Genomic DNA, 13,262 nt, shown 5'->3' on the forward strand with positions numbered 1-13,262 from the left:
CGTTGTTTGCGTTGGCGAATCTGTGGATGGTGCGACGAACTTTGCTGACTACTGCAGGGGAGGTGTGCCTGTGAGCCAGAAAATGAAGTTGATCAGAGGCACATCACCGTCACGGCGGCACGAAAACACCGGAAACATCGCCTTTTTCCCGTAACCATGCCAGCGTTTTCGCACGGCCGTCTGGACGGCTGTTTCAAAGTCGATAGATCAGGGCATCCCTAGTTGTTTTGCATGGCACGTTACAAAGAACCGTGATCAGTGATCGCGGAATAGTCAACTTCGGCACGAGAGGCCTCATTTTTTTGAGCAGCTATAGACTGTCGATGACGAACCTCGTTGACTCTCATACAGAAAATGCCCGCCTTGCGCGGGCGTTCCTTTGTGCGGCAGCGGCTCTGAAGGCCACCAAGAATCACCAGAAGCCCATCATAAGCAGGCCACCAAGCACGCCAAGGGCTAGCAACTTTGGGCATCCGACATCACAAGCGGGGTGAAAAGAGATAGCGGGAGTAGTTTAGGATTAACCTGTCCCGCCTCGACGCGCAGCCCTCTCGATCAACCGCACGCACGCGTGGATGGTAGCTTTCAGTAGACCCAGGGGATCAGCCGTTTCGTGTGCCGGCAATATTCGCGATACGCGTCGCCCAGCCCCGCGGTCAGTGCAATCTCCTCTTCGCGGATGCGATGCAGATAGATCGCCGGCGTGACCAGTACGATCAACAGCAGACTCAGCCAGTTCCCGAGCGCAAGCCCGAACCCCGCGAAACCGATCAGCGCGCCGAGATAGCTCGGATGCCGCACATGCCGATACAAGCCCGTCGCCTTCACTTGATGCTCCGCGAGCACCGCTACGTTCGGCGTATGGAATTGACCCAGCTGAGCAATCGCAGTCGAGCGCAGGACGATTCCGAACACCATCACCAGCAACCCGATGACCTGCCCCTTCGGAAATTGAAAGGCACCGATCGAGGTAAAGGCGAGACCTATGCTGACCATCCAGACCAGTGGTCCGGCAATCATCAGCAGTTTCAGCGAGGAACGATCGCGATTCTCCGCTTGTCCGCTTTTGCGCCGAAAGACCACGATGGCATCGATAGATATCCATGCAAACAGAAGGGCGATGGCGACGTCGCGCAAGATCAGCATGATGACTCCTGACTTCCGATGATTAGCCAGCCGGTCGTCACTCATCAACGCCGCGACCGGCAGAAATGGTCCAACCTCTACCTGTCGCGGCTTGCCGGACGCTATCGGCCCGCTATCGACCAGAAGCTGACGGTTAGAATAGTCGGAAAGTGCCTACGATCGCCGGGATTCCATCAGGTGCAGCGCCGCCCTTTGCATGTAATGCAAACGTTTCACCCTATCAGGCACCTCGCATCACACGCGCACCCGTCGTGTGCGCAGCGTTAAACTGCTGCGATGCCACTCGCACCCGCCTTGCTGAACCTTCTGCACGAGACATTCCCGGTCGGGGCGCTCTCGATCGCCGAAGCCGAACGCCTTGCCTACGCCTACGACAACTCGCGGCTCAACGCGCTGCCGGATGCGGTGGTGTTTCCTACGGAGCATGCGCAAGTCGAGGCACTGGTGCGTGCCTGTCGCGCGCATGGCGTGCCCTTGGTGGCGCGCGGGCGCGGCAGCAACACTACGGGCGCCACGGTGCCTGTTCAGGGCGGCGTGGTGGCGAGCTTCGAGCGGATGAACCGCATCCTGCGGATCGACCCGGACAATCGCCTGGCGGTGGTCGAGCCGGGTGTGTTGAATGGCGATCTGCAACAGGCGTTGCTGCCGTTCGGATTTTTCTGGCCGCCGGACCCCACCTCGGCACCGTGGTGCAGCATCGGCGGCAACCTGGCTTGCAACTCGGCCGGACCGCGGACGGTGAAGTACGGCAGCCCGCGCGAGAACACGCTGGGGCTGCGCGCGGTGGCTGGCAACGGCGAAGGTTTTCGCTGCGGAACCTATACCAGCAAGGGCGCCACCGGTTACGACCTGACCCGGCTGCTGATCGGCTCGGAGGGAACGCTTGCGCTGATCACCGAGGCCACCTTGAAACTCACGCCGAAACCGTCGGCGGTGCGCACGCTGCGCGCGACCTACCGCGACGTCGGCAGCGCCGCGCGCGCGGTGGCGCGAATCATGGCGCAGCCGGTGACGCCATGCGCGCTGGAGTTCATCGACGACGTGGCGCTGAAGCTGGCGCACGACCATGGCGGCGACAGCGTGCCGCTGGCCGGCGCGATGCTGATGATCGAAGTCGATGGCGAACCGGCCACGCTGGACAGCGCGGTCGATGCGGTGGCGGCGGCCGCACGCGGCGACGGGCTGGAAGAACTGCGGGTGGCGCAGAGCGCCGAGGAAACCCGCGCCCTGTGGGCGGCGCGCAAGGCGTTGTCGCCGGCGCAGCGCACGATCTCGCCGAACAAGATCAACGAGGATGTGGTGGTGCCGGTCAGTCACTTGCCTGCACTGGTCGACGGCATCAAGCAGCTGTCGGCGAAACACGATGTGCTGATCGTCACCTTCGGCCACGCCGGCAACGGCAACCTGCATGTGAACCTGCTGCCGCGCGACGACGCCGAGCGCGCACGCGCACATGCCTGCCTCGCCGACGTGTTCGCGCTGGTGATCTCGCTCGAAGGCACGCTGTCGGGCGAGCACGGCATCGGCATGGTCAAGCGCGCGTTCATGCCGCTGGCGCTGGAAGCTTCCACGCTGGCGCTCATGCGCAACATCAAGACCGCGTTCGATCCGGATGGCATCCTCAATCCCGGCAAGCTGCTGCCTTGACGGACAGGAATCGGGAGTCGGGAATGGGGAATCGGAAAAGCACGGGCGCCGCACGGGTGTCGCACACGGCGGACCCCTTGCTGGCGGAAATTCGCGCCTGCCGCCTCTGCGAGGCGCATCTGCCGCTGGGACCACGCCCGGTGCTGCAGGCGGCGTCCACATCACGCTTGCTGATCGTCAGCCAGGCGCCGGGGCGCAAGGTGCATGACACCGGCATCCCGTTCAACGATGTCAGTGGCCAGCGGTTGCGCGAGTGGCTGGGCATCGACCGCGATACGTTCTACGACGCCAGCCGCGTGGCGATCGTGCCGATGGGTTTCTGTTTCCCCGGCAGCGGCCGCGGTGGCGATCTGCCGCCACGGCCGGAGTGCGCGCCGACGTGGCAGCCGCGCTTGCTGCCGCTGTTGAAGCAGGTGCGGCTGACTTTGGTGATCGGGCAGTACGCGCAGGTGGGCCTGCTCGGTACCGCACGGGCCGCCTCGCTCACCGACACCGTGCGTGCGTGGCGCACGCATCTGGCCCATGGGCTGCTGCCGCTGCCGCATCCCAGCCCGCGCAACCGGCCATGGGTGATGCACAACCCGTGGTTCGAACAGGATCTGCTGCCGGTGCTGCGCGAACGCGTGAGCGCACTGCTGCGCGATGGCGCTGTGGACTGAAGCGGCGCTGCAACGCGCCTTGCCGGCCGGGCGCCGACTCATCTAACCTGCCGGAGCTCGTTGGCCGCAGGGTGTTCCCTCGGCCCTCTCCGGGGGAAATCACTATGCGGGATATCGATTGATGAGCATCAAGCTCCGTCTTGTGGCGATGAACTTCATGCAGTTTTTCGTGTGGGGCGCCTGGCTGATCACCATCGGCGCGTACTGGTTCCAGTACCGGCACTGGTCGGGCGCGCAGTTCGGCGCGATCTTCTCGACCATGGGCATCGCCTCGCTGTTCATGCCGTCGCTGATGGGCGTGATCGCGGACAAGTGGCTCAACGCGGAGAAGCTCTACGGCCTGCTGCACATCGGCGGTGCGGTGGTGCTGTTCATCGTGCCTGCGATCGACAACCCGCATACCTTGTTCTGGGTGATGCTGCTCAACATGATGTGCTACATGCCGACGATCTCGCTGGCGATCGCGGTGGCCTACAACGCGTTGAAGACCGAGGGCGCGGACGTGGTGCTGGTGTTCCCGCCGATCCGCGTGTGGGGCACGGTCGGTTTCATCGCGGCGATGTGGACGGTGAGCCTGCTGCATCTGGAAACCTCGGGCGGCCAGTTCTACGTCGCCTCCGGCGCGGCGCTGCTGCTCGGCCTGTATGCGTTCACCCTGCCGAAGTGTCCGCCGCGCCTGCGCGGCCAGGCGCATACCTCGTGGCTGGATACGCTGGGGCTGACCTCGTTCGCGCTGTTCAAGAACAGCAAGATGGCGATCTTCTTCGTGTTCGCGATGCTGCTGGGCGCGGCGCTGCAACTGACCAATGCCTACGGCGACACTTTCCTGCACGACTTCGCCAACGTCGACGCGTACAAGGGTATGATCGCGGTGCGCTACCCGGCGATCATCATGTCGATATCGCAGGTTTCCGAGACCTTGTTCATCCTAGCGATACCGTTCTTCTTCAAGCGCTTCGGCATCAAGACCGTGATGCTGATCAGCATGCTGGCCTGGGTGCTGCGCTTCGGCCTGTTCGCCTACGGCAACCCGGGGCCGGGCCTGTGGATGATCGTGATGTCGTGCATCGTGTACGGCATGGCGTTCGACTTCTTCAATATCTCCGGCTCGCTGTTCGTCGAGGAGCAGAGCGACGCGGCGATCCGCGCCAGCGCGCAAGGCCTGTTCATGCTGATGACGAACGGCGTCGGCGCGATCCTGGGCAGCTCGATCAGCGGCGTGATCATCGATCTCTGGTTCACCCATGCCGACGGCAGCAAGGACTGGCACGGTATCTGGACGACGTTCGCGTCGTATTCGCTGGTGGTGGCCGTGCTGTTCGTGATCTTCTTCAAGCACCAGCATGTGCGCGGCGCCACGACGGCCAGTGCGGACAGTTTGCACAGGGTCTGAGGCGGCTCGATACAGCAGCGAGCTGGCCGTCGCCTGCATTCCATCGCCGCGCAGGCGCTGCAGTTACAATGCGCGGATGCGTATCGGCCCTTACCTGATCGACCCGCCGGTGGTGCTCGCTCCGATGGCGGGCGTCACCGACAAGCCGTTCCGTCTGCTGTGCAAGCGGCTGGGCGCGGGTCTGGCCGTGTCTGAAATGACCAATGCCGACCCGCGCCTGTGGCATACGCGCAAGTCGCTTCGGCGGATGGATCACGACGGCGAACCCGAGCCGGTCAGCGTGCAGATCGCCGGCTACGACCCGGCGATGCTGGCGGAGGCGGCGCGTTTCAACGTGGCCAATGGCGCGCAGATCATCGATATCAACATGGGTTGTCCGGCCAAGAAGGTGTGCAACGTGTGGTCCGGTTCGGCGCTGCTGCAGGACGAGCCGCTGGTCGCGCGCATCGTCAAGGCGGTGGTCGACGCGGTCGACGTGCCGGTCACGCTGAAGATCCGCACCGGCTGGAACCGCGACAACCGCAATGCGCTGAACATCGCGCGCATCGCCGAGGACTGCGGCATCGCCGCGCTGGCCGTGCACGGACGTACCCGTGCCGACAGGTACGAAGGCAACGCCGAGTACGACACCATCGCCGCGGTGAAGGCTGCCGTGCGCATTCCGGTGCTGGCCAACGGCGACGTCGACACCCCGCAGCAGGCGCGCCACGTGCTCGACGTGACCGGCGCCGATGCATTGATGATCGGCCGCGGCGCGCAGGGGCGGCCGTGGATTTTCCGCGAGATCGCGCACTTCCTGGCCACCGGCGAGTTGCTGCCCGAACCGGAGCCCGCCGAAGTCGCCGCGATCCTGCTGGGCCATCTCGAACAGCTCTACGCGTTCTACGGCGAGCAGGCCGGGGTGCGCATCGCGCGCAAGCACCTGGGCTGGTACGCCAAGGATCGCCCCGAGAACGGGGCGTTCCGGCAAGTGGTCAACCGCGCCGAGACGGCCACCGAACAGCTGCGCCTGACCCGCGATTACTTCGCGGTGCTTGCTGCCGGCGAGCGCCTGGCCGCTTGATCCCGTCCTGTAGGAGCGGCCTCGGCCGCGATAGCTCTCCAATCCGCCAAAAGCGTCGCGACTGAAGTCGCTCCCACAGCAGCCAGGGCATCCCGCCACCCCTGTAGGAGCGGCCTCGGCCGCGATAGCTCTCCGACCCGCCAAAAGCGTCGCGACTGAAGCCGATCCTACAAAAGGCTGCCTTCGTTTGACTTTGGACGTCCATACGTCTAGTTTGCGACGCGCTGATGGTAGTCGTCTCTTTATGCAAATAAGGAGGCGACCTCAAGGGAAGCCGGTGCGAATCCGGCGCTGCCCCGCAGCGGTATGTGGAAACGACCTCCGTCACAGGCACTGGACGCAACACGTCCGGGAAGCGACGGACAGTAGGTCATGTGACACGTCCACGAGCCCGAATACCTGCCTCAGCCTGAAGCGCACGAATGCGCTTCTGCCCGACCTGGCGTTTCCGCGGGGGAACACCGGAGCTTGCGCGCTGCCGCCCCTATGGCCGTGGCGGCGGCTTTGCGTCCCCCGCGTCGACACCGGCTCGCCCGCGGGGGCGAAGGTCAACGGCACAGCGATGAGGCTGGCCATCCTTCGTTCCTCTTTGCCCACCATGCAAGAGGAATTCTCATGTCACTCGTTACCTACTCAGGCTTTCCACGCATCGGCCTCAAGCGCGAACTCAAGCGAGCGCTCGAATCCCGCTGGCGCGGCGACAGCAGCGCCGAGACCTTGCTCGACACCGCCCGCATGCTGCGCAAGCGGCACTGGACGCTGGCTGCGCAAGCCGGGGCCGACGTCGTGCCGTGCAACGATTTCAGCTTGTACGACCACGTACTCGATACGGCTGTGCTGTTCGACGCCATTCCTTCGCGCTATCGACCGGTGTTTGCCGTCGATGAGCTGGACGGCTATTTCGCGATGGCCCGGGGTCACAAGCGCGACGGTCACGACCTGCACGCGCTGGAGATGACCAAATGGTTCGACACCAATTACCACTACCTGGTGCCGGAGCTGGAAGCCGGCCAGCGTTTCGCGCTCCGCGGCAACAAGCCGCTGGCCGATTTCCTCGAAGCGCGTGAACTGGGTTTCCAGGCGCGTCCGGTGCTGCTGGGCCCGGTGTCGTTCCTGCTGCTGTCCAAGACGGTGGACGGCAGCGACCGAGTGGCCCTGCTCGACGCCTTGCTGGCGCCTTACATCGATCTGCTCGGACAACTGGCCGATGCCGGCGCCGACTGGGTGCAGCTGGATGAACCCTGCCTGGTGCTGGATCTGGACGATGACGATCGTGCCGCATATCGCCGCGCCTACGCGGCTCTCGCGGCTGCACGCACACCGCGCCGACTGCTGGCCAGCTATTTCGGCGCGCTCGGCGACAACCTGGCACTGGCCGCCTCGCTGCCGGTGGACGGATTGCATGTCGACCTGGTGCGTGCCCCGGAACAACTCGATGCCGTGCTGGATGCGCTGCCGGCCTGTCTCGTCCTTAGTGCCGGCGTGGTCGATGGCCGCAATATCTGGCGCAGCCGGCCCGAGCGCGTGCTGCCGTTGCTGCGCAAAGCGCAGGCGCGCATCGGCGACGAACGCCTGTGGCTGGCGCCGTCGTGCTCGCTGCTGCACGTGCCGATCGATCTCGGAGCGGAAACCGCACTCGACACGAAGCGCCGCGCACCGATGGCGTTCGCACGGCAGAAAGTCGAGGAGCTGCGCGTCTACGCCGATGCGCTCGCCGGCCTGCCCGAAGCCCATGCCGCGCTCGCCGCGCAACAAGCCTTGCTGGACACGCAGGCACATGCGCCCGGCGTGGTCGACGCCGGCGTGCGCAACCGCTTGCGCACGCTGAGCCCACAAGCCACCTTGCGCCGGTCCGCTTATCCGATACGTCGAACGACCCAGGCCGAAACCCTGGCGCTGCCGCCGCTGCCGACCACCACGATCGGATCGTTCCCGCAAACCGACGAGCTGCGCAAGGCACGCGCCGCGCATCGCGCCGGCAAGCTCGACGATGCCGCCTACGACAATCTGCTGAAAGCGGAAGTCGAGCGCGTCGTACGTTTCCAGGAGCACATCGGCCTGGACGTGCTGGTTCACGGCGAACCCGAGCGCAACGACATGGTCGAGTACTTCGGCGAGCAGCTGGACGGCTATCTGTTCACCCAGCTCGGCTGGGTGCAAAGCTACGGCTCGCGCTGCGTGAAGCCGCCGGTGATCTATGGCGACATCGCACGCCGCGCCGCGATGACGGTGCACTGGTCGAGCTACGCCCAATCGCTCACCGACAAGCCGATGAAAGGCATGCTGACCGGGCCGGTGACGATGCTGCAATGGTCGTTCGTGCGCGACGATCTGCCGCGCGAAACGGTCTGCCGGCAAATGGCGCTGGCCTTGCGCGATGAAGTGCACGATTTGGAGGCAGCCGGCATCGACGTGATCCAGATCGACGAGCCCGCACTGCGCGAGGGCTTGCCGCTGCGCCGCGCCGACTGGCCGGTCTATCTGGCATGGGCGGTGGAATGCTTCCGCATCACTGCCGGCGGCGTGCGCGATGCCACGCAGATCCACACCCACATGTGCTACTCGGAGTTCAACGACATCATCGAGGCGGTGGCGGCGATGGACGCGGACGTGATCTCGATCGAAACCAGCCGCTCGCGAATGGAACTGCTCGACGCATTCGTGCGCTTCCGCTATCCCAACGGCATCGGCCCCGGCGTCTACGACATCCACTCTCCCCGCGTGCCCGATACGGCGGAGATGCTCGACCTGCTGCACAAGGCGCTAGCCGTGCTGCAACCGGAACAGTTGTGGATCAACCCCGACTGCGGCCTGAAAACCCGCGGCTGGGCCGAGGTGGAGCTGGCGCTGGACCACATGGTGGCCAGCGCGCGGCAGTTGCGCGGGGAGCTGGCAGCGGTTCTCGCGTAATACCCGCACTACTCTTGTGGGAGCGGCTTCAGCCGCGACAGCTTTTGGGCTGCCCCGACTCCAGAGCATCGCGACTGAAGTCGCTCCCACAACGCGGAATGGGCAGAACAGCCGTCCAAACGGCTGAACATGCGCCTAACCCGGTGGACATCAGAATCACCCCAGGCTGCAAAAGCGGGGCGACCGATGTATCATGCCCGGCTTCTTGTATCTCTTTATCCGCACGAAAGGATATATACCGCGATGTCCAACTACCTGTTCACCTCCGAATCGGTCTCCGAAGGCCATCCGGACAAAGTCGCCGACCAGATCTCCGACGCCGTGCTCGACGCGATCCTGGCGCAGGACCCGCGCGCCCGCGTCGCCTGCGAAACCATGGTCAAGACCGGCGTGGCGATCGTCGCCGGCGAAGTCACCACCAGCGCGTGGATCGACCTGGAGGCGCTCACCCGCAAGGTGATCGTCGACATCGGCTACGACTCCTCCGAAGTCGGTTTCGACGGCGAGACCTGCGGCGTGCTGAACCTGATCGGCAAGCAGTCGCCCGACATCAACCAGGGCGTGGACCGCAAGAACCCGGAAGACCAGGGCGCCGGCGACCAGGGCCTGATGTTCGGCTACGCGACGAACGAGACGAAGGACATGATGCCGGCGGCGATCTACTACTCGCACCGCCTGGTCGAGCAGCAGGCCAAGGTGCGCAAGAAGAAGAACTCGCCGCTGCCGTGGCTGCGCCCGGACGCCAAGAGCCAGGTCACCTTGCGCTACGAGCACGGCGTCGCCACCGCGATCGATGCCGTGGTGCTGTCGACCCAGCATGATCCGGACGTCAAGCAGAAAGACCTGATCGAGGCCGTGCGCGAGTACATCCTCAAGCCGGTGCTGCCCGCGAAATGGCTGCACAAGGGCACCAAGTTCCACATCAATCCGACCGGCAAGTTCGTCATCGGCGGCCCGGTGGGCGACTGCGGCCTGACCGGCCGCAAGATCATCGTGGACACCTACGGCGGCTGGGCTCGTCATGGCGGCGGCGCGTTCTCCGGCAAGGATCCGTCCAAGGTCGACCGCTCGGCCGCCTACGCCGCGCGCTACGTGGCCAAGAACATCGTGGCCGCCGGCATTGCCGACCGCTGCGAGGTGCAGGTGAGCTACGCGATCGGCGTGGCGCATCCCACCTCGATTTCGGTGACCACGTTCGGCACCGGCAAGATCAGCGACGAGAAGATCGAGAAGCTGATCCGCAAGCACTTCGACCTGCGCCCGTACGGCATCCTCAAGATGCTCGACCTGATCCACCCGATGTACCAGCAGACCGCCAGCTACGGCCACTTCGGCCGTACCCCGCACCAGATGAAGGACGCCAAAGGCAACACCTTCACCGCGTTCTCGTGGGAGCTGACCGATCGCGCCGAGGCGCTGCGTGCCGACGCCAAGCTGAAGTAAGCGGTATTTCCGCCTGCCGAACGGGCCGCCCTGCGCGGCCCGTTCGCGTTGGCGTTGGCGTGACGGCACGACCGCCTCTTCGCGATCGCCGCATTTCACCTCTTGAGCATGCGGATCGCCTCGTCGCGCACGCTGCGCATGGCGGCATTGAGCGTCTTCGGGTCCATCGCGATCACCGGGTCCATGTAGCGCTGGCGTACCGCCGTGGCCGCGACGGTATCGTGGAGCTGGGTCAATGCCTCGTAAAGATGCGAAGCGCTTTCGATGGTGTGCGCATCGCGCAGGCCGAGCAGGTGCTCGCGCTCAGTCAGCGCCTGCCGGTAGGCGGTGCGCGCGGCTTGCAGCTGATGCGCATCGGTCTCGATGTCGCCGATCAGGGTCAGCGTGGCGGACACGATGGGATGGTCGGCGCCGAGCACGCGGCGCTGCCCGGCCAGGGTCAGCTCGGCCTCGGCGAGCGCCTCCTTGTACTGGCCGGCAGCATCGAGCAAGCCCGCCAGGCTGCCGTGCGCCATCAAGGTGTTGGGATGGTCCGCCCCGAGCAATCGCTCGTGCGAGGCAAGAATGCCGCGCTCGAGCGTGATCGCCTGCGCGTAGTAGCGGCGTTGCTCCTCCGGGCGCTTCGCGAAGTCGCCCTGCTTCGCCAGCAAGCGCACCATCACGGTCTTGGAAGCCACGGTGTCCGGATGGTCGGGGCCGAGCATGCGTCGGCGCGCATCGATGACCTGTTCGAGCACGGCGTCCGCCTGGGCGAAGGCCTTCGGATCCTGTGCCAGATAGACTTCGTCGGTCGCCACCATGTTCTCGGCGCTCAGCGTGTCGGGATGATCCGCACCCAACCGACGCCGGCGGACCACCGCCACCTCGCGTGCCAATGCCAGCGATTGCTCGTAGTCGTAGCGGTAATGCAGCAGCTTGGCCAGGGTGACCATCGCATCGAGCGTTTGCGGGTTCTCCGGGCCGAGCGTGGCGCGATCCAGCGCGACCAGCGGCTGGGCCAGCGCCAGCGCCTGGTCCCGCTGGCCCAGCCCGATCAACGTCATCACCAGGTTGCGCTGCAGTTGCATGAGGCCGGGATCGGTTTGTCGCAGATGCGGCGCCAGTGCCGCGTACAGTGCCTGCTGCCGTTTCAGGGCGTCCTGCAGATGTCCCTGCGCGGCGAGCACGCGTGCGCGACCGGTCTCGGCGGCCACGCGCAAGGCATCCGTCGGCGGCAAGCCGGCGGCATCCGTATCGGCCTGCGCGAACAACTGCTCCGCCGCATCGAGATGGCCTTGCCGCTCCAGAGCCTGCGCCAGATCCACGCGTGCCGAGAGCAGCCCTCCGGCGTTGTCCGATGCGCGGCTGCGCACCGCGATCACTCGGCGCAGTTCAGCGGCCGCGTGCGCATAGCTTCCGATGTTCAGCAGCACCCGCGCCAGCGACTGGCGCAGATCGGCCGCGAGCAGTGGCGCGTCGGGGAAGGCGCGATCGAGATTGTCCAGCGTGTGGGTCACCACATAGGCGTCGAACGTCGAGCGCGCGACGTCGGTGGCTTGCACGCGCGCGAAGGCCTGATCCAGCGGCGCGGCGTCTTTCGCCAGCGCTGCCTGCACCTGCTGTTGCGTCGCGGCCACCAGCGCGTGCCCCATGGCGTCGATGTCCACACTGTCGTACATCGACTGCTGGAACTGCACCATGCGTTCGAGCTGGTGCTGCCGCCGCTCGGCCAGTTGCTGCTGCGTGCGTGCCTGGCGCAGGGCGTACAGCGATGCCCCCAGGCCGGCGAGAATGCTCAGCAGCAGCAGCGACGCCGCGACCAGCGGCCAGCGGTTGCGCTGCACGAAGCGGCGCAGGCGATACAGCCGGCGGCCCCGACGCGCCAGCACCGGCCGCCGCGCCTGCCAGCGGCGCAGGTCGGCGGCGAACTCGCCCACCGTTGCGTAGCGTTCGCTGGCCTTGCGGCGCATCGCCTTCAGCACGATCGCGTCGATGTCGGCCGGCACCACGGCAGCCGGTGCGCTGCGGCTGGGCGGCACCACATCGCCGCAGACGATCGCATGGGTCAGCAGATGCGGCGTGGCGATGTGCTGGAACGGCCGCTGTCCGGCCACCAGCTGGTACAGCACCACGCCCAGCGCATACACGTCCACCGCGGTGGTCAGCGGCCGCTGCTCGATCTGCTCCGGGCTGGCATAGGCCAGGGTTAGCGCGTGCTGGCCGGTCTGGGTGAGACCGGCCTCCAGCGGCTGTTCGTCGACGATGCGCGCGATGCCAAAGTCCAGCAGCTTGGGCTCACCGTCCTCGGTGACGAGGATATTGGCTGGCTTGAGGTCGCGGTGGATGATCAGGTTGCGGTGCGCATATTCCACCGCGGCGCAGACCTTGAGGAACAGCGCGATGCGATCGCGCAGCACCGGCGCATGCCGCGCGCACCATGCATCGATGCGCTCGCCTTCGACGTATTCCATCGCGAGGAAGGGCTTGCCGTCGGCCAGTACGCCGCCGTCGAGCAGGTGCGCGATGCCCGGGTGTTCCAGCCGTGCCAGCAGCTGGCGCTCGCGCGCGAAGCGTTCGAGCAGCAGCGGCGAACCCTCCGCGCCGGCGCTCAGCACCTTCAGCGCCACCGGCTGCACGAAGTCGCCGTCGCCGCGTTCGGCCAGGTAGACCACGCCCATGCCGCCCTCGCCAAGGCGCCGCAGCAGGCGATAGTGGCGCGGCGCGGTGACCTGCGCGTCGCGGCCGCTGAGATCGATCGCATCGCCGGCCATGCAAGGCAAGGCGGCGGTATGGCTGCCCTCGATCGCCGCGATCATCCAGCGCACTTCGCGGCCGAGCGCCTCGTCCGCACCTACCTCGCGCCCGATCAGCGCCTCGCGCTCGAGAGCATGAGCCTCCATCGCGGCGAGCGCGATGCGTTTGGCCTCCAGATACTGATCAGTCAGCTGCCCGGTCATGGATCCCCCGCGAACCCGCACCGGCACCCGCGGCGGAAACGTATCCGCGCGTCAGTGCCTGCCCT

At 65.8% G+C, this 13,262-nt stretch carries 8 protein-coding genes and 1 riboswitch; of the genes, 6 read left to right on the forward strand and 2 right to left on the reverse strand.

Features of this window, described 5'->3' with window-relative positions; translation table 11 throughout:
* Positions 1-585: 585 nt before the first annotated feature.
* On the reverse strand, positions 586-1,146 hold the full coding sequence (locus ACFPPB_RS10690; RefSeq protein ID WP_377326870.1) for a methyltransferase family protein: 561 nt from the start codon (positions 1,144-1,146) through the stop codon (positions 586-588).
* 276 nt (positions 1,147-1,422) lie between these two features.
* On the opposite strand from ACFPPB_RS10690, the gene ACFPPB_RS10695 reads away from it, so the two are divergent.
* From ACFPPB_RS10695 to metK, 6 genes are all read left to right on the forward strand, one after another.
* On the forward strand, positions 1,423-2,793 hold the full coding sequence (locus tag ACFPPB_RS10695) for an FAD-binding oxidoreductase (RefSeq protein ID WP_377326872.1): 1,371 nt from the start codon (positions 1,423-1,425) through the stop codon (positions 2,791-2,793).
* 23 nt (positions 2,794-2,816) lie between these two features.
* Positions 2,817-3,452 (forward strand): uracil-DNA glycosylase family protein, encoded by a 636-nt coding sequence (locus ACFPPB_RS10700; protein ID WP_377326874.1) that lies wholly within the window; start codon positions 2,817-2,819, stop codon positions 3,450-3,452.
* A 121-nt stretch (positions 3,453-3,573) separates the two neighbouring features.
* Positions 3,574-4,845 (forward strand): nucleoside permease, encoded by a 1,272-nt coding sequence (locus ACFPPB_RS10705; RefSeq protein ID WP_377326876.1) that lies wholly within the window; start codon positions 3,574-3,576, stop codon positions 4,843-4,845.
* Between the two features lie 76 nt (positions 4,846-4,921).
* Positions 4,922-5,908, forward strand: coding sequence for a tRNA dihydrouridine synthase DusB (gene dusB, locus ACFPPB_RS10710; RefSeq protein WP_377326878.1), 987 nt, complete (start codon positions 4,922-4,924; stop codon positions 5,906-5,908).
* 210 nt (positions 5,909-6,118) lie between these two features.
* Positions 6,119-6,329: riboswitch (cobalamin riboswitch) on the forward strand.
* Positions 6,330-6,523: 194 nt separating this feature from the next.
* A complete protein-coding gene (gene metE, locus ACFPPB_RS10715) occupies positions 6,524-8,818 on the forward strand; it encodes a 5-methyltetrahydropteroyltriglutamate--homocysteine S-methyltransferase (protein WP_377326880.1) in 2,295 nt (764 codons plus the stop codon).
* Between the two features lie 243 nt (positions 8,819-9,061).
* Positions 9,062-10,261 carry a methionine adenosyltransferase gene (gene metK, locus ACFPPB_RS10720; protein WP_377326882.1) on the forward strand — a complete coding sequence of 400 codons (1,200 nt, stop codon included), beginning with the start codon at positions 9,062-9,064 and terminating at the stop codon, positions 10,259-10,261.
* Between the two features lie 95 nt (positions 10,262-10,356).
* On the opposite strand, the gene ACFPPB_RS10725 is transcribed toward metK, so the two are convergent.
* Complete coding sequence (locus ACFPPB_RS10725; protein ID WP_377326884.1) at positions 10,357-13,197, reverse strand: serine/threonine-protein kinase; 2,841 nt, start codon at positions 13,195-13,197, stop codon at positions 10,357-10,359.
* Between the last annotated feature and the right edge of the window lie 65 nt (positions 13,198-13,262).

Origin of the sequence: Rhodanobacter terrae (assembly GCF_042657005.1) — a bacterium.
Lineage (GTDB): Bacteria > Pseudomonadota > Gammaproteobacteria > Xanthomonadales > Rhodanobacteraceae > Rhodanobacter > Rhodanobacter terrae.

Coding starts and splice junctions, on each gene's coding strand:
- metE (WP_377326880.1), top strand. CDS start 6,524: ATGTCACTCGTTACCTACTCAGGCTTTCCACGCATCGGCCTCAAGCGC.
- ACFPPB_RS10695 (WP_377326872.1), top strand. CDS start 1,423: ATGCCACTCGCACCCGCCTTGCTGAACCTTCTGCACGAGACATTCCCG.
- ACFPPB_RS10705 (WP_377326876.1), top strand. CDS start 3,574: ATGAGCATCAAGCTCCGTCTTGTGGCGATGAACTTCATGCAGTTTTTC.
- dusB (WP_377326878.1), top strand. CDS start 4,922: ATGCGTATCGGCCCTTACCTGATCGACCCGCCGGTGGTGCTCGCTCCG.
- ACFPPB_RS10700 (WP_377326874.1), top strand. CDS start 2,817: ATGGGGAATCGGAAAAGCACGGGCGCCGCACGGGTGTCGCACACGGCG.
- ACFPPB_RS10690 (WP_377326870.1), bottom strand. CDS start 1,146: ATGCTGATCTTGCGCGACGTCGCCATCGCCCTTCTGTTTGCATGGATA.
- metK (WP_377326882.1), top strand. CDS start 9,062: ATGTCCAACTACCTGTTCACCTCCGAATCGGTCTCCGAAGGCCATCCG.
- ACFPPB_RS10725 (WP_377326884.1), bottom strand. CDS start 13,197: ATGACCGGGCAGCTGACTGATCAGTATCTGGAGGCCAAACGCATCGCG.